This window comes from Cellulomonas sp. PS-H5, from assembly GCF_019265565.1.
GTDB lineage: Bacteria > Actinomycetota > Actinomycetes > Actinomycetales > Cellulomonadaceae > Cellulomonas.
In genome coordinates this window covers 44,036-64,864 of sequence record NZ_JAHVCI010000008.1, presented here as the reverse complement: position 1 = coordinate 64,864, position 20,829 = coordinate 44,036, and the positions used below count along the sequence as shown (strand labels likewise).

The 20,829-nt window shown below is 75.6% G+C and carries 25 protein-coding genes; 10 read left to right on the top strand and 15 right to left on the bottom strand.

Annotated features, from left to right (window positions below):
* Positions 1–9: 9 nt before the first annotated feature.
* Positions 10–270, bottom strand: coding sequence for a hypothetical protein (locus J5O08_RS05485; RefSeq protein ID WP_218705866.1), 261 nt, complete (start codon positions 268–270; stop codon positions 10–12).
* Positions 271–497: 227 nt separating this feature from the next.
* On the opposite strand from J5O08_RS05485, the gene J5O08_RS05480 reads away from it, so the two are divergent.
* The gene (locus tag J5O08_RS05480; RefSeq protein WP_218705865.1) at positions 498–1,391 is read left to right on the top strand and encodes an SDR family oxidoreductase; all 894 of its coding nucleotides are present in this window, start codon (positions 498–500) and stop codon (positions 1,389–1,391) included.
* An 82-nt stretch (positions 1,392–1,473) separates the two neighbouring features.
* Here J5O08_RS05480 and J5O08_RS05475 read toward each other — a convergent pair whose 3' ends face one another.
* The 4 genes from J5O08_RS05475 to J5O08_RS05460 form a co-directional block, all read right to left on the bottom strand.
* On the bottom strand, positions 1,474–2,223 hold the full coding sequence (locus J5O08_RS05475) for a uracil-DNA glycosylase (RefSeq protein ID WP_308281384.1): 750 nt from the start codon (positions 2,221–2,223) through the stop codon (positions 1,474–1,476).
* Positions 2,224–2,228: 5 nt separating this feature from the next.
* Positions 2,229–2,849: an L-threonylcarbamoyladenylate synthase gene (locus J5O08_RS05470; protein ID WP_218705863.1), complete on the bottom strand. Its 621-nt coding sequence runs from the start codon at positions 2,847–2,849 to the stop codon at positions 2,229–2,231.
* Positions 2,850–2,907: 58 nt separating this feature from the next.
* Positions 2,908–3,507 (bottom strand): bifunctional 2-polyprenyl-6-hydroxyphenol methylase/3-demethylubiquinol 3-O-methyltransferase UbiG, encoded by a 600-nt coding sequence (locus tag J5O08_RS05465; protein WP_218705861.1) that lies wholly within the window; start codon positions 3,505–3,507, stop codon positions 2,908–2,910.
* Positions 3,508–3,655: 148 nt separating this feature from the next.
* Positions 3,656–4,120, bottom strand: coding sequence for a hypothetical protein (locus J5O08_RS05460; RefSeq protein ID WP_218705859.1), 465 nt, complete (start codon positions 4,118–4,120; stop codon positions 3,656–3,658).
* Positions 4,121–4,226: 106 nt separating this feature from the next.
* Between J5O08_RS05460 and J5O08_RS05455 the strand changes: the two genes are divergently transcribed.
* Positions 4,227–5,249 (top strand): aldo/keto reductase, encoded by a 1,023-nt coding sequence (locus J5O08_RS05455; RefSeq protein ID WP_218705858.1) that lies wholly within the window; start codon positions 4,227–4,229, stop codon positions 5,247–5,249.
* Between the two features lie 19 nt (positions 5,250–5,268).
* Positions 5,269–5,685, top strand: coding sequence for a MerR family transcriptional regulator (locus tag J5O08_RS05450; RefSeq protein WP_308160915.1), 417 nt, complete (start codon positions 5,269–5,271; stop codon positions 5,683–5,685).
* A 14-nt stretch (positions 5,686–5,699) separates the two neighbouring features.
* On the opposite strand, the gene J5O08_RS05445 is transcribed toward J5O08_RS05450, so the two are convergent.
* The 3 genes from J5O08_RS05445 to J5O08_RS05435 form a co-directional block, all read right to left on the bottom strand.
* Entirely contained in the window at positions 5,700–7,781 is a 2,082-nt protein-coding gene (locus J5O08_RS05445) for an elongation factor G (RefSeq protein ID WP_218705857.1), read from the bottom strand.
* A gap of 124 nt (positions 7,782–7,905) precedes the next feature.
* Positions 7,906–8,835, bottom strand: a complete 930-nt coding sequence (locus J5O08_RS05440) for an FKBP-type peptidyl-prolyl cis-trans isomerase (protein WP_217614810.1) — start codon at positions 8,833–8,835, stop codon at positions 7,906–7,908.
* Between the two features lie 92 nt (positions 8,836–8,927).
* Positions 8,928–9,323, bottom strand: coding sequence for a helix-turn-helix domain-containing protein (locus tag J5O08_RS05435; RefSeq protein WP_218705856.1), 396 nt, complete (start codon positions 9,321–9,323; stop codon positions 8,928–8,930).
* A gap of 120 nt (positions 9,324–9,443) precedes the next feature.
* Between J5O08_RS05435 and J5O08_RS05430 the strand changes: the two genes are divergently transcribed.
* The 5 genes from J5O08_RS05430 to J5O08_RS05410 all read left to right on the top strand — a co-directional run bounded on the left by J5O08_RS05430 (position 9,444) and on the right by J5O08_RS05410 (position 14,215).
* Positions 9,444–10,307, top strand: coding sequence for an SDR family oxidoreductase (locus tag J5O08_RS05430; protein WP_218705855.1), 864 nt, complete (start codon positions 9,444–9,446; stop codon positions 10,305–10,307).
* A gap of 147 nt (positions 10,308–10,454) precedes the next feature.
* The gene (locus tag J5O08_RS05425) at positions 10,455–11,465 is read left to right on the top strand and encodes a TIGR03557 family F420-dependent LLM class oxidoreductase (protein ID WP_218705854.1); all 1,011 of its coding nucleotides are present in this window, start codon (positions 10,455–10,457) and stop codon (positions 11,463–11,465) included.
* A gap of 61 nt (positions 11,466–11,526) precedes the next feature.
* Positions 11,527–11,892, top strand: a complete 366-nt coding sequence (locus J5O08_RS05420) for a hypothetical protein (RefSeq protein ID WP_218705853.1) — start codon at positions 11,527–11,529, stop codon at positions 11,890–11,892.
* Between the two features lie 161 nt (positions 11,893–12,053).
* Positions 12,054–13,184: a VIT1/CCC1 family protein gene (locus J5O08_RS05415; protein WP_218705852.1), complete on the top strand. Its 1,131-nt coding sequence runs from the start codon at positions 12,054–12,056 to the stop codon at positions 13,182–13,184.
* Between the two features lie 89 nt (positions 13,185–13,273).
* The gene (locus J5O08_RS05410) at positions 13,274–14,215 is read left to right on the top strand and encodes a siderophore-interacting protein (protein ID WP_218705851.1); all 942 of its coding nucleotides are present in this window, start codon (positions 13,274–13,276) and stop codon (positions 14,213–14,215) included.
* A gap of 6 nt (positions 14,216–14,221) precedes the next feature.
* On the opposite strand, the gene bsh is transcribed toward J5O08_RS05410, so the two are convergent.
* Positions 14,222–15,169: a choloylglycine hydrolase gene (gene bsh, locus J5O08_RS05405; RefSeq protein ID WP_218705850.1), complete on the bottom strand. Its 948-nt coding sequence runs from the start codon at positions 15,167–15,169 to the stop codon at positions 14,222–14,224.
* Positions 15,170–15,352: 183 nt separating this feature from the next.
* On the opposite strand from bsh, the gene J5O08_RS05400 reads away from it, so the two are divergent.
* Complete coding sequence (locus tag J5O08_RS05400; RefSeq protein ID WP_218705848.1) at positions 15,353–15,529, top strand: hypothetical protein; 177 nt, start codon at positions 15,353–15,355, stop codon at positions 15,527–15,529.
* A gap of 31 nt (positions 15,530–15,560) precedes the next feature.
* Here J5O08_RS05400 and J5O08_RS05395 read toward each other — a convergent pair whose 3' ends face one another.
* The 6 genes from J5O08_RS05395 to J5O08_RS05370 form a co-directional block, all read right to left on the bottom strand.
* Positions 15,561–15,740 carry a hypothetical protein gene (locus tag J5O08_RS05395; RefSeq protein ID WP_218705846.1) on the bottom strand — a complete coding sequence of 60 codons (180 nt, stop codon included), beginning with the start codon at positions 15,738–15,740 and terminating at the stop codon, positions 15,561–15,563.
* A 77-nt stretch (positions 15,741–15,817) separates the two neighbouring features.
* A complete protein-coding gene (locus tag J5O08_RS05390) occupies positions 15,818–16,753 on the bottom strand; it encodes a sensor histidine kinase KdpD (protein WP_218705844.1) in 936 nt (311 codons plus the stop codon).
* Positions 16,750–17,475: a response regulator transcription factor gene (locus J5O08_RS05385; RefSeq protein ID WP_218705842.1), complete on the bottom strand. Its 726-nt coding sequence runs from the start codon at positions 17,473–17,475 to the stop codon at positions 16,750–16,752. Before J5O08_RS05385 ends, J5O08_RS05390 begins: the two co-directional genes overlap by 4 nt.
* Positions 17,472–17,756, bottom strand: a complete 285-nt coding sequence (locus tag J5O08_RS05380; RefSeq protein WP_218705840.1) for a DUF4190 domain-containing protein — start codon at positions 17,754–17,756, stop codon at positions 17,472–17,474. The genes J5O08_RS05385 and J5O08_RS05380 overlap by 4 nt, the downstream gene beginning before the upstream one ends.
* Positions 17,757–17,814: 58 nt before the next feature.
* Positions 17,815–18,375 carry a DUF3060 domain-containing protein gene (locus J5O08_RS05375; protein ID WP_218705838.1) on the bottom strand — a complete coding sequence of 187 codons (561 nt, stop codon included), beginning with the start codon at positions 18,373–18,375 and terminating at the stop codon, positions 17,815–17,817.
* Complete coding sequence (locus J5O08_RS05370) at positions 18,372–19,577, bottom strand: OmpA family protein (RefSeq protein ID WP_218705836.1); 1,206 nt, start codon at positions 19,575–19,577, stop codon at positions 18,372–18,374. The genes J5O08_RS05375 and J5O08_RS05370 overlap by 4 nt, the downstream gene beginning before the upstream one ends.
* Before the next feature lie 134 nt (positions 19,578–19,711).
* Here J5O08_RS05370 and J5O08_RS05365 point away from each other — a divergent pair, with 134 nt between their 5' ends.
* Entirely contained in the window at positions 19,712–20,749 is a 1,038-nt protein-coding gene (locus J5O08_RS05365; RefSeq protein ID WP_218705834.1) for a LacI family DNA-binding transcriptional regulator, read from the top strand.
* Positions 20,750–20,829 lie beyond the last annotated feature (80 nt).

Sequence of the window (20,829 nt, the reverse complement as noted above, 5' to 3'; positions counted from 1 at the left end):
CGGGCGGCGTCAGGCCGGTGGCGGCCCCGCGTCCACGTCCTCGTCGGCGACGATCCGCACGTCCCGCTTGGGCCGGATCAGCACGACCGCGGCGACGAACCCGACGACGGAGCCGCCGAGGCCCCAGAAGAACTCGGACGAGCCGAGCGCGCGCCCGACGACGACGGCGCCGACCGTCGCGGCGGCGGTGACCGCGAGCGCCAGGAGCAGGTCGCGCATCGACACGCGGTCGCCCCAGATCTCGACGTACTGCTCGTCGTCGCTGCTCACGTTCCTCCTCAGGTCCGGACCGCCACCCTAGGACTCCCGCTGCGGGGAGCCTGTGCGGCGGTTGTGCGCGCGACGTGGACGTGCGGGTCGGAGCGCGGGTGGCCGACGGCCACTGTGGGGTGACCCGGCCCGTGGGGGCAACTCGGGGCGACGCGCCGGGGGCCGACACGCCGACGGTTCACCCGCTCCGGTGGCGGTCCGCCGCAGGGTGCGGACGATGGATGAGCATGAGCGACCAGACGACCCCCCAGGACCCGCAGACCCAGCACCCGGAGCCCGAGCAGCCGGCCCAGAACATCCCGCACCCCGGCCTGACGGACGACATGCCGCAGCAGCCCGACCACGGCGAGGAGTCGTACGTCGGCTCCGGCCGGCTCGAGGGGAAGCGCGCGCTGATCACCGGCGGCGACTCCGGCATCGGCCGCGCCGTCGCCCTGGCATTCGCCCGCGAGGGCGCGGACGTCGCCATCTCCTACCTCCCGGACGAGGAGGAGGACGCGCAGGAGACGGTCCGGCTGATCGAGGACGCCGGCCGCCGCGCGCTCACCCTGCCCGGCGACATCCGCGACGAGGCGTTCTGCTCGGAGCTGGTGCAGCGCACCGTGTCCGAGCTCGGCGGGCTCGACGTGCTCGTCAACAACGCGGCCTTCCAGATGTCCCAGGACAACGGGCTGCTGGACCTCACGACCGAGCAGCTCGACCGCACGTTCAAGACGAACCTGTACGCGATGTTCTGGATCACCAAGGCCGCGCTCCCGCACCTGCAGCCGGGGTCGAGCATCATCAACACCACGTCGGTGCAGGCGTACGAGCCCAGCCCGCAGCTCATCGACTACGCGACCACCAAGGCCGGCATCCTCAACTTCACCAAGGCGCTGGCGCAGCAGGTCGCCGAGCAGGGCATCCGGGTCAACGCCGTCGCACCCGGGCCGATCTGGACCCCGCTGATCCCCGCGACGATGCCGGCGGAGAAGGTGAAGGAGTTCGGCGCGGACACCCCGCTGGGCCGCGCGGGCCAGCCGGCGGAGCTCGCCCCGGCGTACGTGTTCTTCGCGAGCCAGGAGAGCAGCTACATCACCGGCGAGCGCATCGGCGTCACGGGCGGCCGCACCCTGGCCTGACCTCGATCCGCCGAGGTCGAGCGTTCCCGCCGAGGTCGAGGGTCTCCGGCCGGCCCACGCGCCGAAACCCTCGACCTCGGCGTCAGGCCGCCAGGGCGCGGGCGCGGAGCAGGACCGCGTCGAGCATGTCCGGGGTCAGGCGGCCGGTGAAGGTGTTCTGCTGGCTGACGTGGAAGCAGCCCAGCAGGGTCAGCCGATCACCGGTCGCCGGGCGCTCCAGCACCACCTCGGCGCCGTGGCCGAACCGCGGGCGCGGGCGCGGCACCGCCCAGCCCTGCTCGGCGAGCGTGCGGAGCAGCGCGTCCCAGCCGAACGCCCCGAGCACCAGGGCGACCCGCGGACGGACGATCTCCAGCTCCCGCGCCAGCCACGGCCCGCAGCGGTGCCGCTCCTCGGGCAGCGGCTTGTTGTCCGGCGGCGCGCAGTGCACGGGCGCCGTGATCCGGACGCCCGTGAGCGTCAGCCCGTCGCCGACGTGCGTCGAGGTCGGCTGAGAGGCCATGCCCACGCGGTGCATCGCGGCGAACAGGAAGTCGCCGGACCGGTCGCCGGTGAACATCCGGCCGGTCCGGTTGGCGCCGTGGGCGGCGGGCGCGAGGCCCACGACCAGCACGGGCGCGTCGGGGTCCCCGAAGCCGGGCGCTGGGCGGGCCCAGTACTCCTGGTCCCGGTAGGCGGCGCGCTTCACGGTCGCGACGTGCTCCCGCCAGGCGACCAGCCGCGGGCAGGCGCGGCACTCGACCACGGCGCCGTCGAGCTCGGCGAGGTCGCGCGCGCCGGGCGCGCTCGCGGCGGGGAACCCGGGGTCGTCGGGCAGCGCGGACGGGACCACGCGCGTCAGGCGAACCGGTCCGGGTCGCCCGCGCCCGCGCGGACCACCTCGGGGTAGCCCTCCGACCAGTCGACGACCGTCGTCGGCTCCGCGGACACCTCGCCCGCCTCGATCACCGCGTCGACGACGTGGTCGAGCTCCTCCTTGACCGTCCAGCCGTCGGTCTGCGGCTCGGTGTCGCCCGGGAGGATCAGGGTCGAGGACAGCAGCGGCTCGCCGAGCTCGTGCAGGATCGCCTGCACCACCCGGGAGTCCGGGATGCGCACGCCGACGGTCTTCTTCTTGGGGTGCGCCAGCCGCCGGGGGACCTCCTTGGTCGCCGGCAGGATGAACGTGTACGGCCCCGGGGTGGCGGCCTTGATCGCCCGGAACGGCGCGTTGTCGAGCCGCACGAGCTGCCCGAGCTGGGCGAAGTCGGTGCACATGAGCGTGAAGTGGTGCTTGTCCGTCAGGTGCCGGATCGCGCGGATCCGGTCGGCGCCGGTGTGGCTCTCCATCCGGCAGCCGAGCGCGTACCCGGAGTCGGTCGGGTAGGCGATCAGGGCGTCGTCGCGCAGCAGCTGCACGACCTGGCCGATCGACCGGACCTGCGGGTCGTGGGGGTGGACGTCGAAGAACCGGGCCATGCGGTCGAGGGTGGCACGGCGCCCGCGCGCCGACCACCCCGGGATCGGCGGCCGCGGGTCAGCCCAGCACCGCCACCAGGAAGTCGGCGTCCGGCCCGAACGGCCGCAGGTCCCAGGTCGCGAACCGGTGCTGCACGACGAACCCCGCGGCCGCGGCGTCGGCGTCGAGCGCCTCGAACGCGTACCCGCGCCCCGCGCCGAACCCGACGGCCAGCCGTCCGCCGGGCGCGAGGTGCGCGCGGATCCGCCGCAGCACCTCGGCCTCCGTCCCCGGGGCGACGAACGTCAGCACGTTGCCCGCCATGATCGCGACGTCGAACGGCTCGGCGACACCCGCCGCGGGCAGGTCCAGCTCGGCGAGGTCGCCGACGTGCCAGTCGCCCTCGGGGTGGTCGGCGCGCGCGGCCTCGACGAGCAGCGGGTCGACGTCGACCCCGACGACGGTGTGGCCCCGGAGCGCGAGCTCGCCGCCGACCCGGCCCGGCCCGCAGCCGGCGTCCAGCACGCGGGACCCGCGGGGCACCATCGCGTCGATCATCCGGGCCTCGCCGGCCAGGTCGGCGCCCTCGGCCGCCATGGTGCGGAACCGCTCGACGTACCAGGCGGACCGGTCGGGGTTCTGCTGGCCGATCTGCTCCCACCGGGTGGGCTGGCGCATGGAGGCTCCTCGGGGACGGCGGCTGACGGGGCGCGGACCCGAGCCTAGGCGCGCCACCTACGCTCTCCGGCCCCGCCCACCACGATCGGGGCAGGCGGGGCCGGAGAGCGGAGGGCGGACGCAGCCGCCCGCTGCGGCCGCCGGGGCGTCAGCGGTGGACGGCCTTCGTCGCCTTCTTCGCCGCCTTCGCCCCGGCCTTCTTCGCCGACGACGTCAGGGTGTCGATCAGGTACGACGCCGCGGCGCCCAGGATGACGACGTCCTTCGCGATCCCGACCCCGTCCGGGTTCGGTCGCGGGTCGCCCTCGCCGCGGTGCAGCGCCGGCGTGCGCAGGTACATGCCGACGAGCGCGGCGGAGAACGCGGTGAACCCGGTGGCGACGACGACGCGCGGCAGCACCGGGACCAGCAGCGCGGTGCCGAGGCCGACCTCGGCCGCGGCGAGCCCGGTCGTGAACGTCTTCGGGTCCACGCCGGACAGGAACGGATACGCGCCCGCGGCGGTGCCGTGCAGGCCCGTCGCGGTCTCCTCGTCGGCGCCGAGCTTGTCGAGGCCGGAGTTCAGGATGTACGCGCCGGCGCCCAGGCGCAGCGGCAGGTGGCGGAGCTTCACGCGGTCCTCCTCGGGGGTGGTGGTGCCTCGACGCTACGACCGCGCGCCGGGACCCGCAGGGCGACGCCTTGACTTCGAGCGCACTCCAAGGAGGACCGTCGCGGACATGAGCCTCACCACCCGCACCCTCGGCAGCGCCGCGCACGGCACCGCCCTCACCGTCTCCGCCCTCGGGCTCGGCTGCATGGGCATGTCCGAGTTCTACGGGGCCACCTCCGCGCCCGGCTCCGACCAGGAGCGCGAGTCGGTCGCCACGATCCACCGCGCGCTCGACCTCGGCGTCACGCTGCTCGACACCGCCGACATCTACGGCCCGCACACCAACGAGCGCCTGGTCGGCCGCGCGATCGCCGGCCGCCGCGACGAGGTCGTGCTCGCCACCAAGTTCGGCATCGTCCGCGACCCCGACCCGACGGTGACCCGCCGCGCCGTCGACGGGCGCCCCGAGTACGTCCGCGCGGCGCTGGACGCCAGTTTGCAGCGGCTCGGCGTCGACCACGTGGACCTGTACTACATGCACCGGATGGACCCGAAGGTCCCCGTCGAGGACACCGTGGGCGCGCTCGCGGAGGCGGTCCAGGCCGGCAAGGTGCGGCACCTCGGGCTGTCCGAGGCAGGGCCCGCGACGATCCGTCGGGCGCACGCCGTGCACCCGATCACCGCCGTGCAGACCGAGTACTCGCTGTGGACCCGGGACGTCGAGGCCGAGGTGCTGCCGACGCTGCGTGAGCTCGGCATCGGCCTGGTGCCGTACTCGCCGCTGGGCCGCGGGATGCTCACCGGGGCCATCGCGGCGCCGGACGACCTCGCGGCCGACGACTTCCGGCGGGCGAACCCCCGGTTCGCCGGGGAGGCGTTCGACGCCAACCGCGCGCTGGTCGAGCGGGTGCAGGCGCTCGCGGCCGAGCGCGGCGTCACGGCGGCCCAGCTCGCGCTCGCGTGGGTGCTGGCCCAGGGCGACGACGTCGTGCCGATCCCGGGCACCCGCCGGGTCCGCTACCTCGAGCAGAACGTCGCGGCCGCCGACGTGCGGCTGACGGCCGAGGACCTCGCGGCGCTCGCGGCCGCCGTGCCGCCGCAGGCCGTCGTCGGCGACCGGTACCCCGACATGTCGACCATCGGGCGGTGAGCGGCGCATGCTGAGGGGCGTGACCGAGGAGAGCCGCACCCTCACCATCGCCGAGGCCGCCACGGCGACCGGGCTGACCCCGCACACACTCCGGTACTACGAGCGCGACGGGCTGCTGCTCGACGCGGTCGAGCGCGCGTCCTCGGGGCACCGCCGGTACACCGAGCGCGACCTCGGCTGGATCCACCTGCTCACCCGGCTGCGTGCCACCGGCATGCCGATCCGGGAGATCCGGGAGTACGCCGACCTGGTGCGGCAGGGCGAGGGCACCGAGCCGCAGCGGATGGCGCTGCTGCAGGCGCACCGGGACGCGGTGCGGGCGCAGCTGGCGGAGGTGACCGAGCACCTCGCGGCGATCGAGATGAAGATCGACGTCTACGCGGGGCGGCTGGGGTCGGGCGCTCCGGTGCCGGAGGCGGCCGCGGCGGCGGGCTGAGGGGCGCCGCCGCGTCACACCGGCGCCAGGTGCCCCGGCCGGACCTCGTAGTCCCCGGGCGCCAGCACCACCTCGCCCCGCCCGCCGGTCAGCGCGCGCAGGTCGAGCGCGTACCGGACCACCTCGGCCTCCGGGACGACCGCCTCGATCCGGACCCGGCCGTCGTCGGTCGTGCTGCTCGAGCTGATCCGCCCGCGCCGCCCGGAGAGGTCGCCGAGCACGTCCCCCTGCGCCTCGGGCGGCACGACGACCGTGACCCGCAGCGTCGGCTCCAGCAGCACGGTGCCGGCGGAGGCGAGCGCGGCGCGGACGCCGGCGGCGGTGGCGGTGCGGAACGCCATGTCCGAGGAGTCGACGGCGTGCGCCTTGCCGTCGTGGACCTCGACCTGGACGTCGACGACGGGGTGCCCGAGCGGCCCGCCCGCGGCCAGCGCCTCGGCGGCACCGCGCTCGACGGCGGGCAGGTAGGACCGCGGCACCGCGCCGCCGACCACCGAGTCGACGAACGCGAAGCCCGACCCCGGGGGCAGCGGGCTGAGCCGCAGCTGCACGACGGCGAACTGCCCGTGCCCGCCGGACTGCTTCTTGAGCCGACCCTCGGCCTCGGCGGCGCGGGCGATCGTCTCCCGGTACGCGATCCGCACCGGCTCGGTGGTGACGTGCACGCCGAACACCCGGGCCAGCCGCTCGACGGCCACCGCGAGGTGCGCGTCGCCGAGCCCGCGCAGGACCGCCTGGTGCGCGGTGCGCTCCACGACGAGGGTCGGGTCCTCGGCGGCGAGCCGGGTGAGCGCGCCGGACAGCTTGTCGTCGTCGGCCTGGCTGACCGGGACCAGCGCGAGGCCGAGCACGGGCGGCCGGGCGGGCAGCGTCGCGGGCCGGACCGGCTGGGCGCGCGTGGCGAGCAGCGTGCCGGTCGGGGCCGAGCCGAGCTTGGCGACCGCGGCGATCCCGCCCGCCGCGACCGCGTCGACCGGCAGGTGCTCCCGGCCCCGGAGCCGGAACAGGCCGTGCAGCCGCTCCTCGGTGCCGGCGGCGGTCGTCAGCCGGTCACCCGAGCGCACGGTGCCGGACAGCACCTTGAACACCGACACCTGGCCGACGAACGGGTCGGCCACGGTGCGGAACACGTGCAGGACCGTCTCACCGGCCGGGTCGGCGGGCAGCTCGGTCTCCGCGCCGTCGTCGGGGCCGCCGCCCCCGACCCGCAGCCGCGCGGGCCGGTCGGTCGGCGCCGGGCCGATCTCGCACACGAGGTCCGCGAGCCGGTCGATGCCGACCCCGGTGGCCGCGGAGGCGACCAGGACGGGCACGGCGCCCCCGGAGGCGACCTCGCGGGCCAGCGTGCGCTCGAGGTCCACCGGGCCGGGCTCGTCGCCGGACAGGTACCGCTCCAGCTGGTCGTCGTCGTGGGCGACGATCTCCTCCGTCACCTCGCCGTGCAGGCGGTGCTCCTCGTCGGCGACGTCGGCGGGGAGGTCGCAGTCGCGGTGCCGGCCGTCGGCGCCGTAGTCGAACCCGCGGTCCGAGAGCACGTCGGCGACGCCGTGCAGCGCCTGCTCCTCGCCGAGCGGCAGCTCCAGCGGCAGCACCGCGGCGGCGTCGTGCCCGGTGCGGACGGCGAGGTCACGCACCTGGTCGAGCACCCGGTGGAAGTCGGCGCGGGCACGGTCCTCCTGGGAGACGACGACGAGGCGGGGGATCCCCGCCTCGTCGCACCTGCGCCACGCCGCCTCCGTCCCGGACTGGACCCCGTCGACGGCGCTCACCACCACCACCGCGAGGTCCGCGACCGCGAGCGCCGCGTCCACCGCCCCTGCGAAGTCCGGAGCCCCCGGGGTGTCCAGGAGGGTCATCCGGTGCGGGCGGCCCTGGCTGCACGTCCAGTCGAGGTCGGCCACGCCGAGCGCCACGGAGGAGCCGCGGGCCACCTCCTCCGGTTCGTGGTCGCAGACCGTCGAGCCGTCCTCGACCCGGCCGGCGCGGGGGACGGCCCCCGCGCGCAGCAGCAGGGCCTCGGCGAGTGTCGTCTTGCCGGATCCGGCGTGGCCGACGAGCGCCACGTTCCGGACCGTCGGCGTCGTTGCCGCGTCCATCGCACGTCCTTCTGGATCGGTGCCGGGACGGCCAGGCTAACCACGCGGGTCGCGGGAACGACAGGGACCTCGGTCGCTGGTGCGACCGAGGTCCCTGTGCTGCGCGTGCCCCCGCCGGGTGCGATCAGGACGCGGAGAGGATGTCCACCACGAAGACCAGCGTCGAGTTCGCCGGGATGCTGCCCGACTCCTGGTCGCCGTAGCCCAGCTCCGGCGGGATGATCAGCAGCACCTGGCTGCCGACCGTCTGGCCGACCAGGCCCTGCTGCCAGCCCTGGATGACGTTCGTCAGCGGGAAGGTCGTGGCCGAGCCGCGCTCCCAGGACGAGTCGAACGAGGTGCCGTCCCAGAGCCAGCCGCTGTACTGGACGGTGAGGGTCTGGCCCGCCTCGACGGCCGCGCCCGCGCCCTGGATCAGCGGCTGCACGACCAGCTCGGTCGGCGGGTCGGTGTCGAGCGGCTCGATCGACGGCGCGCCGTCCTCGTCGAGCGTGACGGTCGGCAGGCCCTCGGGCAGCGGGGTGACCGCGGTGCCCTCGGCGCGGGTCGGGACCGCCTCGGTGCCGACGACCTCGACCGCGAGCAGCGACGTCATGCCGTTGGCGGGGTTCGCGAACAGCAGGCGCGCGCCGATCTGCTGGCCGACGAGCTCGTCGAGCAGCACCGGCGGCAGGTTGTCGCTGGTCGCGAGGTACTGCTGCGGCTCGGCGCCGTAGGTGCCGCCGAGGGTGCTGCCGTCCTCGCCGCTCACCGCGGCGATGTTGACGGTGACCAGGTCGCCCTCGGCCACGGTGTCGCCCGTGCCGGGGGTGACGACCCGCGCGACCGGGGCGGACACCGAGAACGGCTGCTCGAAGTCGAACGCGGGCTCCTGGCCGGCGTCGCCGGTGAGGGTCACGGCCTCCAGCGCGGCGACGTCCTCGGCGGACGCGGTCGCAGCGGCCGTGGCGGACTCGGAGGCGCTGGGGGAGGCGGAGTCGTCGGAGCCCCCGTCGCTGCACGCGGCGAGCAGCAGCAGGGACGCGGCGAGGAGGGTGGCGGCCGTACGGCGCACGTGCTCGTCCTTCGATCGGGTGCGGGTTGCGGTGGGCCATCGTAGGCGCCCCCGCTGTGGCACTCCCGGGCCCGGTGCCCGGGTGCGGTGGTTCAGGGCCGCGCGACCATCGCGTCCGCGTGCCGCACGATCCAGCCCATCAGCGGCAGGAGGTGGTCGGCGAGCTCGCGGCCGAGCGGGGTGAGCGAGTAGTCGACCCGCGGCGGGATCGACGGGGTGGCCTCGCGGAGCACCAGGCCGTCGGCCTCGAGCGTGCGGAGCGTCGAGGCCAGCATCTTCTCGCTGATGCCCTCGACCAGCCGGCGCAGCTCACCCCAGCGGAGCGTGCGCTCGGACAGCGCGACCAGGACGAGCACGCCCCACTTGCTGGTCACGTGGTCCAGCACGACCCGGCTCGGGCACGCGGAGGCGAGGACGCCGTCCGTGAGCAGGTCGCCCAGAACAGATCCGGAGACTGTCCGGGCCGTGTCCTCGATGCTTACCGTCATGCCAGTACCTTACGCGAAAGTGGGTACCGGCGACCGGGAAGGGTGGGCAGCGGTCGGCCGTTGGGGCAGGTGCCGGACGCGTCAGGCGGCCGGCCACGCCCACCTCGGAGGAGCTCCACCATGTCGATCGTCGTCACCGGCGCCACCGGCCACCTCGGCCGCCTCGTCGTCACCCACCTGCTCGCCGACGGCGTCCCGGCCGACCAGATCGTCGCCGCCGGCCGCCGCACCGAGACCCTCGCGGACCTCGCCGAGCGCGGCGTGCGCGTCGCGACGCTCGACTACGGGCAGCCGGAGACGATCGCGGTCGCGCTCGAGGGCGCCGAGACCGTGCTGCTGGTGTCGGGCAGCGAGGTCGGGCAGCGCGTCGAGCAGCACCGCGCCGTGATCGACGCCGCGAAGGCCGCCGGCGTGGGTCGCCTCGTCTACACCTCCGCGCCGAAGGCCGACACCTCGCCGCTGGTGCTCGCCCCGGAGCACAAGGCCACCGAGGAGATCCTCCGCGCGTCCGGTCTGACGTTCACGATCCTGCGGAACGGCTGGTACACCGAGAACTACCTCGGCGACGTGCAGCAGGCGCGGGAGACCGGTGAGATCGTCGGCTCGTTCGGCGACGGCCGGGTGGCGTCCGCGCCGCGCGACGACTTCGCCGCGGCGGCCGCCGTCGTGCTGCGCACCGAGGGCCACGACGACGCCGTGTACGAGCTGTCCGGCGACGAGGCGTGGGGCTTCGACGAGCTCGCCGCGGCCGCGTCCGAGGTGCTGGGCCGGCCGGTCGTCTACCGCGCGGTGTCGCCCGAGCAGCGCGCCGCGGACCTCGCCGCCGCCGGCCTGGACGAGGGCACCGTCGGCTTCGTGGTCGCCCTGGAGGGGAACACCCGCGACGGCCTGCTGGCGGAGACCTCGGGCGACCTGTCCCGCCTGATCGGCCGCCCGACCACCCCGCTGATCGAGGCCCTCCGCGCGGCGCTCGCCGAGGCCTGACCGCTTCCCGCCGAGATAGGACCGCCGCGCCGAGATAGGGCCTCGCGCGGTCCTATCTCGGCGCCTGGGTCCTATCTCGGCGAGTGGTGGCCGCGGTGGAGGCCGCTCCGGATGCCGGGGCGGCCGGTCGGTGTGAGGCTCGGTCGCATGACGCGATTCGGGTACACCCTCATGACCGAGCAGTCCGGGCCCAAGCAGCTCGTGGGGTACGCGGCCGATGCCGAGAAGACCGGCTTCGACTTCGTCGTCTCCTCCGACCACTACTTCCCGTGGGTCGAGGAGCAGGGCCACGCGCCGTACGCCTGGTCGCTGCTCGGCGCCGTCTCACAGGTGACCTCCCGCGTCGACCTGATGACCTACGTGACCTGCCCGACCGTCCGGTACCACCCGGCCGTCGTCGCGCAGAAGGCCGCGACCCTCGGCGTCCTCTCCGACGGCCGGTTCACCCTCGGTCTCGGCGCGGGCGAGAACCTGAACGAGCACGTGGTCGGCGAGCGCTGGCCCGCGGTCGGCGAGCGGCACGACATGCTCGAGGAGGCGATCGAGATCATCCGGTCGCTGCTCGACGGCGACCGCCTGACGTTCGACGGCGTGCACTTCCGCACCGACTCCGCGCAGCTCTGGGACCTCCCGGACACCCCGGTCGAGATCGGCGTCGCGGTGTCGGGCGCGCAGTCGGTGTCCCGGTTCGCCCCGCTGGCCGACCACCTGGTCGCGACCGACCCCGAGGCGGACCTGCTGCGGTCCTGGGACGAGGCCCGTGCCCAGGCCGCGGACGCGATCGGCGGCCAGACCCCGCCGCCGTCCCGCAAGATCGGCCAGATCCCGATCTCGTGGGATCCTGACCTGGCGACGGCCAAGGAGCGGGCGCACGAGCAGTTCCGCTGGTTCGCCGGCGGCTGGAGCGTGAACGCCGACCTGCCGACGACCGAGGCCTTCGCGGCCGCGAGCCAGTTCGTCCGGCCGGACGACGTCGCCGAGACCATCCCGTGCGGCCCCGACCTCGACGCGATCGTCGCGAAGATCCAGCCGTACTGGGAGGCCGGGTTCACCGACATCGCGCTGGTCCAGGTCGGCGATCAGGCGCAGCAGCGGTTCCTCGACGAGGTCGCGGGCCCGCTGCTCGAGAAGCTCCGGGACGCGGCGCCGACGTCCTGAACCCCGCCGTTGCGCAACCGCACGGTTTCACACCCGAGCAGTTGAGAGGGAGGTGCGGCCGATGGCCGTCACCGCGTTCCAGGACCTGCCGCTGGCCGACCGCGACCGCGAGTGGGACGGCGCCGCCGCCGAGAAGCGCGTCCGCGCGTGGGCGGACGCCGAGGACGAGCCGAACCAGAAGTACCGGGACGCGCACGTCTGGTACGACGCCGACGCCAAGCAGAACTTCACCGCGTACAAGCTGCTCATCGCCGACGTCGTGGGCGGGAAGCTCGTCGCGGTGCCGCGGGGCGTGTTCGCCGCGGCGGCCGTGATGCAGGGCTCGCGCGGCGGCGTCGACCTGCCGGCGAAGGACGTCGACCGGGTGAAGAGCCACCTCGCGAAGTACTACGCGAAGCTCGACGAGACGCCGCCCTGGGAGGACTGAAGCCGGGTCGGGCGGCCGCGGCCGCGCGCACCGCCTCGCCGCACCCGCCGACGGGGGCGTCCAGGGCCGTGCCCGACGGGGGTGCGGACGCCCCGATTCGGCCGCCCGAATCGGCGCGGATCGCGTGACTCCCGGCTCCGGTGCGCCCACCATGGAGCACCGTGCCACCCACCGACCAGGCCCCCGGGCCCCCCGCCGTCGCGCCCACCGCCCGCCAGATCCGCCGCTGGCGCCGCTACCTCGCCGACGAGCGCGCCGAGGCCGCCGCCTACCGCGACCTCGCCTCGCGCCGCACAGGCGAGGAGCGCGCGATCCTGCTCGCGCTCGCCGACGCGGAGAAGCGGCACGAGCAGCACTGGCTGGACCTGCTCGGTGACCGCGTGGGGCGGCCGCTGCCCGGCGACGTCCGTTCGCGGGTGCTCGGCGCGCTCGCGCGGCGGTTCGGCGGCGTGTTCGTCCTCGCGCTCGCCCAGCGCGCCGAGGCGCGGTCCGGCTACGGCGACGAGGCCGACGCCACCCCGACGATGGCAGCGGACGAGCGGATCCACGAGGAGGTCGTCCGCAGCCTCGCGATGCGCGGACGCAGCCGGATGTCCGGGACGTTCCGCGCCGCGGTGTTCGGCGCCAACGACGGCCTGGTGAGCAACCTGGCGCTGGTGCTCGGCATCGGGGCGAGCGGCGTCGCGACGTCGACGGTCCTGCTGACCGGCCTCGCCGGCCTGCTCGCCGGCGCGCTGTCGATGGGCGCGGGCGAGTACGTGTCCGTGCGGTCGCAGCGCGAGCTGCTGGAGGCGTCCCGGCCCAGCGCGCAGGCGCGGGACGCGCTGCCGCACCTCGACCTCGACGCGAACGAGCTCGCCCTGGTCTACCGGGCGCGCGGCATGGGCGCCGACGAGGCCCAGGCCCGGGCGGCCACGGTGCTGGCGGACCTGACGGCGGTCGGTGGTGCGGCCGCCGCGCTGCCGGCCCAGGAGGCGGCGAGCGCGGGCGAGGAGGTCGACGAGCACGAGACCGTCGGAAGCGCGATGGGCGCGGCGCTGGCGTCGTTCTGCTTCTTCGCCGGCGGAGCCATCGTGCCCGTCGTGCCGTACCTCATGGGGCTCGAGGGCTGGGCCGCGGTCGCGCTGGCCTCCGGCCTCGTCGGCATCGCGCTGCTCGGCACCGGCGCGACCGTCGGCGTGCTGTCGGGCTCGTCGCCGGCCAAGCGCGCGCTGCGGCAGCTGGCGATCGGGTTCGGGGCCGCCGCGGCGACGTACCTGCTGGGGCTGGCGTTCGGGACGTCGGCGGCCTGACGCGGTCCCGCGTCGCCCGGGATGTCCACCCTGTGGGATGTCTCACACAGGGGGTGAGGTAAGCCTTGCCTTCGGGTTACGGTGACGGCATGACAGCGTCCACCGCCGCGCCGGCCGTCACCACGCCGTTCCGGTTCTTCGACGTCCGGGTGTCGCGGATCGTGGACCTCAGCCCCTCGTTCCGCCGGTTCACGTTCACCGGCGAGGACCTCGACCAGTTCGCCGACAACGGCTTCGACCAGCGCATCAAGCTGCTGCTCCCGCTGCCCTGCGGCTACGACGTCGTCCCGACCGGCGAGTCCTGGTACCTGCAGTGGCGGGAGCTGCCGGACGAGCTCCGGCACCCGATCCGCACCTACACGGCGCGCACCGCCCGCAACGACCTGCGCGAGCTCGGCGTCGACATGGTGCTGCACGGCGACGCCGGCCCGGCGTCCGCGTGGGCCGGCTGCGCCCAGGTCGGCGACTCGCTCGTCATCCTCGGCCCGAACCGCGAGCACGAGGGCCCGTCGGGCGGCATCGACTTCGTCCCGCCGGCGCACGCCGACCGCCTGCTGCTCGCCGGCGACGAGACCGCCGCGCCCGCCATCGCCGGCATCCTGGAGCGGCTGCCCCGCGACGCCCGCGGCGAGGCCCTGATCGAGGTCCCGGTCACCGGCGACGCGATCCCCGTCGACGCCCCGGCCGGCGTGACCGTCCGCTGGCTGCCGCGCGACGGCGCCGCGCACGGCTCGCTGCTCGTCCCGGCGGTGCAGGCCGCGTGCAAGCGCCTCATGCCGCACGACGCCCCGCTGCCCGAGGGCATGGAGCTCGAGGACGTCGACATCGACTCCGGGATCCTGTGGGAGGTGCCCGTCGACTGGTCGACCGGCGAGCCGCTGCGCCAGTCCGCGGCCCTGTACGCGTGGCTCGCGGGGGAGGCCGGGGCGATCAAGACGCTGCGGCGGCACCTCGTCGGGTCGTGCGGGGTGGACCGGAAGGCCGTGGCGTTCATGGGGTACTGGCGCGAGGGGCGGGCCGAGGGGGCCTGAGGGGCGCTACACCTCGACCAGCTCCGCCCCGTCGGTCGGCTGGTCGCCCAGCGCAGCGCTCCGGATCGCCGGGTCCTCGTAGGTGTTCCAGTAGTACGTCCCGGTGCGCGACGAGAACAGCCCGGTGTAGATCGTCTTCTCGAACTCGCCGGAGGCCATGGCCGCGGCGCCGTCCACCATCGCCACCTGCTGCAGCGTGTGGAACGCGCGGCTGACGTTCTCCTCCTCCGTCGTCTTCTCGGGGTAGTGCGCGTGCACGTACGCCGCGCGGACGAACCGCGACGGCGAGGAGTAGTCGCCCGGGACCCCGCGCATGTGCGACCCCGAGCCGAACGGGGTCAGCTTCGCCCGGCCGACCACGGTCTCGTCCGGGAACTCCGGCGAGACGTTGAGGTAGTTCCGCAGGTTCTCGTGGTGCCAGCCGAAGCCCGGCTGGTTCGTCAGGACGTCGACGTCGTCGTCGAGGACGTGCAGGCCGTCGCTCGTGTGCTCCAGGACGATCGCGCGGTGCGCGTCCCCGACGACCCAGTGCAGCAGCGAGCTCGGGTAGCGCTCGTCGACCGGCCGGTCCACGACGACGACGTCGCGGAGCGCCGCCTCGACCTCGTCGACCGACGAGAACTGCGCGGCCACCCAGAACGGCAGCTCGAAGGCGGCCACGTTCGTCGCGCCGTCGACCGGTCCCGGCGCGTACTGCGCGTACCCCGGGAAGTTGAGGCCCGCGACGGCGAGCCCGGCGTCGTCGCCGCAGTCGAAGTACAGCGGCGTGCCCGCCTCCACGATCCCCATGCCGATGACCGCGTGCCGGACCTCCTCCACGGTGCCGAACGGCGACCGCGGGCGGTACCCCGTCGGCGTCACCACGACGTGCTCACCGTAGCCGCTGGTCCAGTCGAGATTCCGTGCCAGGTAGAGCTGGCCCTGGCCGTCCGAGAACCGGATCCCTGTGCACATGTCGAAGCCCCCTGCCGGAGCGGCGCCTCGACCGGCGCGTCTCACAGCCGCGGTCGGGCTCGCTCGTCGTCGGCGCCCGAGCCCCCTGCGTACCGCCCGGACGCGCGTCGAGCATTCCGCGGGCGGACGCGTTCGGCATCTGGGCGGCTGCGCCGACGCGCGCCGAGGGCCAGAGTGGAGCCCGTGAGACGGAAGCACCAGCGACTCCTCGGCGCGGTCGGCGCCGTCGTCTTCGCCGTGCTCGCCGTGACGTTCGCGGTGCGCGGCGGGACGCTCGACCTCGTGATGGCGGTGCTCGCCACGGCGGTGGCGGCCGCCCACGCGTACACGGCGGTCAGGGGACCGAGGTCACCGCGCTGACGCGGCCCGCCGACCCGGGCGCGGGTGTGGCCTACTCGCGCGGCAGCGGCGCCTCGCCCCGGGCCGCCCTGCGGCGGGCGTCGAGCTCGGCGAGCACCTGACCGAGGATCACGCACGCCATGGCCGCGGCGGTCCACCAGTTCCGGACCAGGACCGACCCCACGCCGATGACGACCGCCACCACCACGAGGCCCAGCCGGAATCCGCGCACCTCGTCAGCCTGCCACGCCCGGGGGGCGCCGCGGGGCCGGAACGCCGGCGGGGACCGGCTGCGTTCCGACGCGCCCGTCAGCCCGCCGGCACCCGCAGCCGCGCGCTCGTGCCCTGCCCCGGCCGCGACCGCAGGTCGACCGCCCCGCCGTGCCGCTCCGCCACCACCCGCACCAGCGCCAGCCCGAGCCCCGACCCCGGCGTGCCCCGGGCCTGCTCGCCGCGGGCCAGCTCGTCGAACACCGTGTCGAGCTCGTGCGCGGGGATCCCGGTGCCCGAGTCGGCGACCTCGATCTCCACGACCCCGTCGTCGTCCCGCCCGCGCACCTCGACGGTCGACCCGGCGGGGGAGAACTTGAGCGCGTTCGCCAGCAGGTTGTAGACGGCCAGGTAGAGCAGGTCGACGTCGCCGCGGACGTGCGGCAGCGGCCACGGCGCCTGCGGGAGCTGGACGGTGATCGCGCGCGGGACGCCGGACGCGGCGGCCTGGTCCCGGAGGTCGGCGACGGCGTCCTCGACCACCTGCGCGAGGTCGACGTCCTCGCGCTCCAGCGGGCGCGTCTCGAGCTCGGCGATCTTGCGCAGCTCGGCGACCAGCGTCGACAGCCGGGCGGTTTGCTGCTGGAGCGTGTCGTGGGCGCGTGCCGCGGCCGGGTCGAGCGCCGACGGGTCCGGCACGACCCCGGGCAGCGCGGCGCGCAGGGCGGTGACCGGGTTCTTCATCTCGTGGTCGAGCCGCAGCAGGAACCGGCGGTGCGCGGCGCGCTCCTCCTCGCGCCCAGCGCGGTCGGCCGCCTCCGCGGCGGCGGCCACGGCACGGCGCCGGTCCCGCGCGGCCGCCAGCGCCAGCAGGACGACGGCGGTCAGCAGCAGGCCGGGCACGGCGAGCGCGACGGGCAGGGGCGTGCCGACCACCACGCGCAGGGACCGGCCCGACGCGAGCGCGACGGCCGCCCCGAGCAGGCCGAGGACGGCGGGGACCAGGGCGAGCAGGACCGCGGCGCGGCCCCTCACGGCCGGGTCCCGCGCTGCACCGGGCCGCAGAACCGGTAGCCGCCCGCCGGCACGGTCTCGACGAAGCGCGGCGCGGCCGCGTCGTCGCCGAGGACGCGGCGGATCTCCGCGACCCGGTGGTCGACGGCACGGCTGCTCACCGCGAGCTCGAAGCCCCACAGCGCCTGCAGCAGCCGCTCGCGGGTGTGCAGCTCGTCGGGGTGCGTCATCAGGTAGTCGAGCAGCAGCGACGCCTTGGGGGTCAGCGCGACCTCGCGGCCGGCGACCCACACGCGCCGTGCCGTCCGGTCCAGGACCAGGTCGCCGCTGACCAGCCGCTCGGCCGAGGCGAGGGACGGCTGGCCCGGCACCGCCCGGCGGAGGACGGCGCGGACCCGGGCGTGCAGCTCCTGGGGGTCGAACGGCTTGTTCAGGTAGTCGTCGGCGCCCTCGTCGAGCGCCGCGGACCGCTCCGAGGACTCGCCGACCTGGGTCAGCAGGACCACGGGCGTCCAGTCGCCGGCCGCGCGCAGCCGGCGGACCACGGACCGGCCGTCGAGCCGCGGCATGAGCACGTCGCACACCAGGATGTCGGGGCGCCACCGGGCGTGCGCGGCCAGGGCGGCCTCGCCGTCGGCGGCGGTCTCGACCTCCATGCCGCTCCGGGTGAGGAACGAGGCGAGGCCGTCGCGGATCGCCTCCTCGTCGTCGACCAGCAGGACGCGCGGCGCGTCCGGGGTCACCGCGTCCCGCCCCACACCAGGAAGCCCGTGACGACGAGCGCGACGACCACGTAGGTCGCGAGCGCCAGGTAGCCGAGGACCAGGCCGATCACCGCGCACGCGGTTCCGCCCTCGCCCCGGGTCCGGATCTGGCGCAGCGCGACGTGCCCCGTGACGACCGGGACGACGGCGAACCCGAGCAGGCCCAGGACGAGGGTGACGACGGCGAGGGCGTTGGTCGGCCGGGTGACGACCTGCGGGTACGGCTGCGGGGTGGGCCGGTACGGCTGCGGGGTGCTCATCTGCGGGCTCCAGGCGTCGTGACGGGTCGGTCGGAACGGGCCGGGCGGGCGGCGGGGGTCATCCCGGCGCCACCGCGCCGTAGGCGCTGCCCGGGGTGTCGCCGGACACCGTCGGGGTGCCCTCCTCCCAGGTCACGGTCACAGCGGACGACTCGATGGTCACGGTGGTGACGCTGCGGACCGCGACCTGGGCGCCGGCGCCGGCGACCACCAGGTGCCCGACGTCGCCGGCCACGACGACCGCGGCCGCGCCGTCGACCGTGAGGGTGTCGCAGTCGTCCGTGACCTCGACGGCGGCCCCCGCCCGGCTCACGGCAGCGTCGCCGCCGGCGCAGGCGATCTGGGCGGTGGTGACCGGGAGGAGCGTGGCGCGGCCGGGAAGAGCGGGGCCGTCCGCGCCGTCGTCGGAGGCGGGGACGCGGGTCTTCGTGCCGCCGGACGGGCTCGTCCCGGCGTCCGGGGCCGGCCCGGCGTCCCGATCTGAGGGCGTCTCGGACGTCGCGCGCGGCGACGCCGGCGTCGGGTCCGCGTCCACGACCTCGACGCTGCACCCGGCCAGGGCGAGGGCGAGGACGCCCGCGGCCGCGACGACGGGGCCCACCGCCCGGCGGCGCCTCACGACGTCACCCCGGGCAGCAGGATCTCCACCCGCCGGTTCAGCTGCCGGCCCGCCGGGTTGTCCTGCCCGTCGAGCTCGTTCGGCGCGACCGGTCGGTCCTCGCCGTGGCCGACGACGTCGAACGCGGTACCGACGCCGCCCCGGGCGAGGTGGTCGGCGACGGCCCGCGCGCGGTCCTCGGAGAGCCGCCGGTTGAACTCGGCGGACGACACGGAGTCGGTGTGCCCCTCGACGGACCCGGCGGGCGCCGCGACCCCCGCGAGCGCCGTCGCCAGCGCGTCCAGGGACGCCTCGGCGTCCGGCCGGATCTCCGCGGACCCGAAGTCGAACAGCACCCCGGCGTCGAGGGTGAGGGTGGCGCCGCACGACGGCACCGGGGCGATCGTGCCCATCGACGGGAAGGCGCCGAGCCGAGGCACGCGCGGCAGCGGGTCGACCTCGACCGGCACGCCGTCCACGGTCCCGGTGCCGTCGCCGAAGTTCTGCACGGTCAGCGTGCCGTCGGAGTACATGCCGGAGCCGTCGCCGTAGTTGACGATCTGCGTCTCCCCGTCGGACGCGACGCCGGAGCCGTCCCCGTAGTTCACGACCGACCGGTCGCCGCGGGACCAGCCGCCGCCGCCGTCGGTGTGCACGTAGACGTGGGTGGTCCCGTCGTCGTAGACGCCCGAGCCGTCGCCGTAGCTCACGACCGAGACCCCGTCGGCGGCGTAGGTGCCCGAGCCGTCGCCGTAGACGGTGACCGTGGTGCCGTTCAGCTCGTAGGTGCCGGAGCCGTCGCCGTAGTTCACGACCGACCCGTCCGGAGCGGTGAACACGCCCGAGCCGTCGCCGTAGGCCAGCAGCGCACCCCGACCGACCTCGACCGCGCCGCTCGCGTCGCAGTGCGTCGGCGTGACCGTCACGCCCGGGATGTCGCCGACGGCGGCGTCGACGTCGAGCGCGAACCCGGCGAGCGAGGCGTCGAGCATCGACAGGTCCGGCAGCACGATCAGCGGGACGGGCGGGATCTCCCCGGGCTCGTACCCGGCGACGGCGGGGAGCGTCGGCGTCGGCGCGGGCGCACGGGTGGTCGCCGCGGGCGAGGCGGCGGGGCGGTCCCGGTCGTCGGCCTTCTCCGGCGCGTCGGTGCCGCAAGCGGTCAGGACGACCAGGGCGGCGGCGGTGAGCAGGGCGTGGCGGCCTCGCGGCTGAAGCGGCATGGCAGCACCGTAGGGGAGCGCGGGCCGGCGCGGGTCGCCGGTCTGTCGCAGCGTCGTCGCAGGTCTGCGACACGCCCGGCAGGCGGGCGGCGCGCGTCGTCCAGGACCGGTTGCAACGTTGTAACCTCACTCCCGTGGCGATCGAACCCGAGGGCAGGGGCGCACCGACGCTGCGCGACGTCGCGCAGGTGGCGGGCGTGTCGTTCAAGACCGTGTCCAACGTGCTCAACGACCACCCGCAGGTGCGGGAGGCGACGCGGGCCAAGGTGCTCGCCGCGGTCGAGCAGGTCGGGTACCGCCCCAACCTGGCCGCCCGGAACCTGCGCCTCGGGCGCAGCGGTGTCATCGGGCTCGCGGTGCCCGAGCTGAGCCAGGCGTTCTTCGCGCAGCTCGCCGACGAGGTGATCCGGGTCGCGGCGGAGCAGGACCTCGTGGTCCTGGTCGAGCAGACCGGCGGTCTGCGGGAGCGGGAGCTCGAGGCGCTGCGGAACCCGCGGCTGTCGCTGACCGACGGCCTGCTGCTCGCCCCGCTCGGGCTGACCCACGAGGACGTCACGCCCGACCCGGCCGGGCGGCCGCTGGTCGTCCTCGGCGAGCCGTTGTTCCCCGGCCCGGTCGACCACGTGACGATGCAGCACGAGGCGGCCGCCCGCGCCGCCACCGAGCACCTGCTCGGGCTCGGGCGGCGGCGGGTGATGCTGCTGGGCGCGCACGCCGCCGAGGAGACCGGCGTGGCCGCGCTGCGGTACGCCGGGTACCGGGCGGCGGTCGAGGCGGCCGGACTGGGGGTCGACGACGCGCTGGTGGTCCCCGTCGAGACCTGGGACCGCAGCAGCGGGGCCGAAGCGATGGCCCGGGTGCTCGACGCCGGCGTGCGGATGGACGCGGTGTTCGCCATGAACGACGACCTCGCGCTCGGGGCGCTGCGCTCGCTCCAGGAGCGGGGGGTGGCGGTGCCGGCGGACGTGGCGCTGGTCGGGTTCGACGACGTCGCCGACGGCCGGTACACCTACCCGAGCCTCACGACCGTGGAGCCCGGTCGGCACGACATCGCCCGGGAGGCGGTGCGGCTGCTGCGCGAGCGCATCGACGACCGGGCCCGGGGCGAGCTCGAGCCGCGGGTGATCGCGCCGGGCTTCCGGCTGGTGGTCCGGGAGTCGACGGGCGCCTGACCCGCGGCTTCGGGGCGCGGACCGGCGCGCGCCCGTCGCCGACGCGCGCGGTCACCCGCCGCCCGGGTTGACACGCCGCC

Excerpts from the sequence above, each read along its gene's own strand:
- J5O08_RS05480 (WP_218705865.1), top strand. The coding sequence starts at position 498 with ATGAGCGACCAGACGACCCCCCAGGACCCGCAGACCCAGCACCCGGAG.
- J5O08_RS05470 (WP_218705863.1), bottom strand. The coding sequence starts at position 2,849 with ATGGCCCGGTTCTTCGACGTCCACCCCCACGACCCGCAGGTCCGGTCG.
- J5O08_RS05465 (WP_218705861.1), bottom strand. The coding sequence starts at position 3,507 with ATGCGCCAGCCCACCCGGTGGGAGCAGATCGGCCAGCAGAACCCCGAC.
- J5O08_RS05455 (WP_218705858.1), top strand. The coding sequence starts at position 4,227 with ATGAGCCTCACCACCCGCACCCTCGGCAGCGCCGCGCACGGCACCGCC.
- J5O08_RS05445 (WP_218705857.1), bottom strand. The coding sequence starts at position 7,781 with ATGGACGCGGCAACGACGCCGACGGTCCGGAACGTGGCGCTCGTCGGC.
- J5O08_RS05435 (WP_218705856.1), bottom strand. The coding sequence starts at position 9,323 with ATGACGGTAAGCATCGAGGACACGGCCCGGACAGTCTCCGGATCTGTT.
- J5O08_RS05430 (WP_218705855.1), top strand. The coding sequence starts at position 9,444 with ATGTCGATCGTCGTCACCGGCGCCACCGGCCACCTCGGCCGCCTCGTC.
- J5O08_RS05425 (WP_218705854.1), top strand. The coding sequence starts at position 10,455 with ATGACGCGATTCGGGTACACCCTCATGACCGAGCAGTCCGGGCCCAAG.
- J5O08_RS05420 (WP_218705853.1), top strand. The coding sequence starts at position 11,527 with ATGGCCGTCACCGCGTTCCAGGACCTGCCGCTGGCCGACCGCGACCGC.
- J5O08_RS05410 (WP_218705851.1), top strand. The coding sequence starts at position 13,274 with ATGACAGCGTCCACCGCCGCGCCGGCCGTCACCACGCCGTTCCGGTTC.
- bsh (WP_218705850.1), bottom strand. The coding sequence starts at position 15,169 with ATGTGCACAGGGATCCGGTTCTCGGACGGCCAGGGCCAGCTCTACCTG.
- J5O08_RS05380 (WP_218705840.1), bottom strand. The coding sequence starts at position 17,756 with ATGAGCACCCCGCAGCCGTACCGGCCCACCCCGCAGCCGTACCCGCAG.
- J5O08_RS05370 (WP_218705836.1), bottom strand. The coding sequence starts at position 19,577 with ATGCCGCTTCAGCCGCGAGGCCGCCACGCCCTGCTCACCGCCGCCGCC.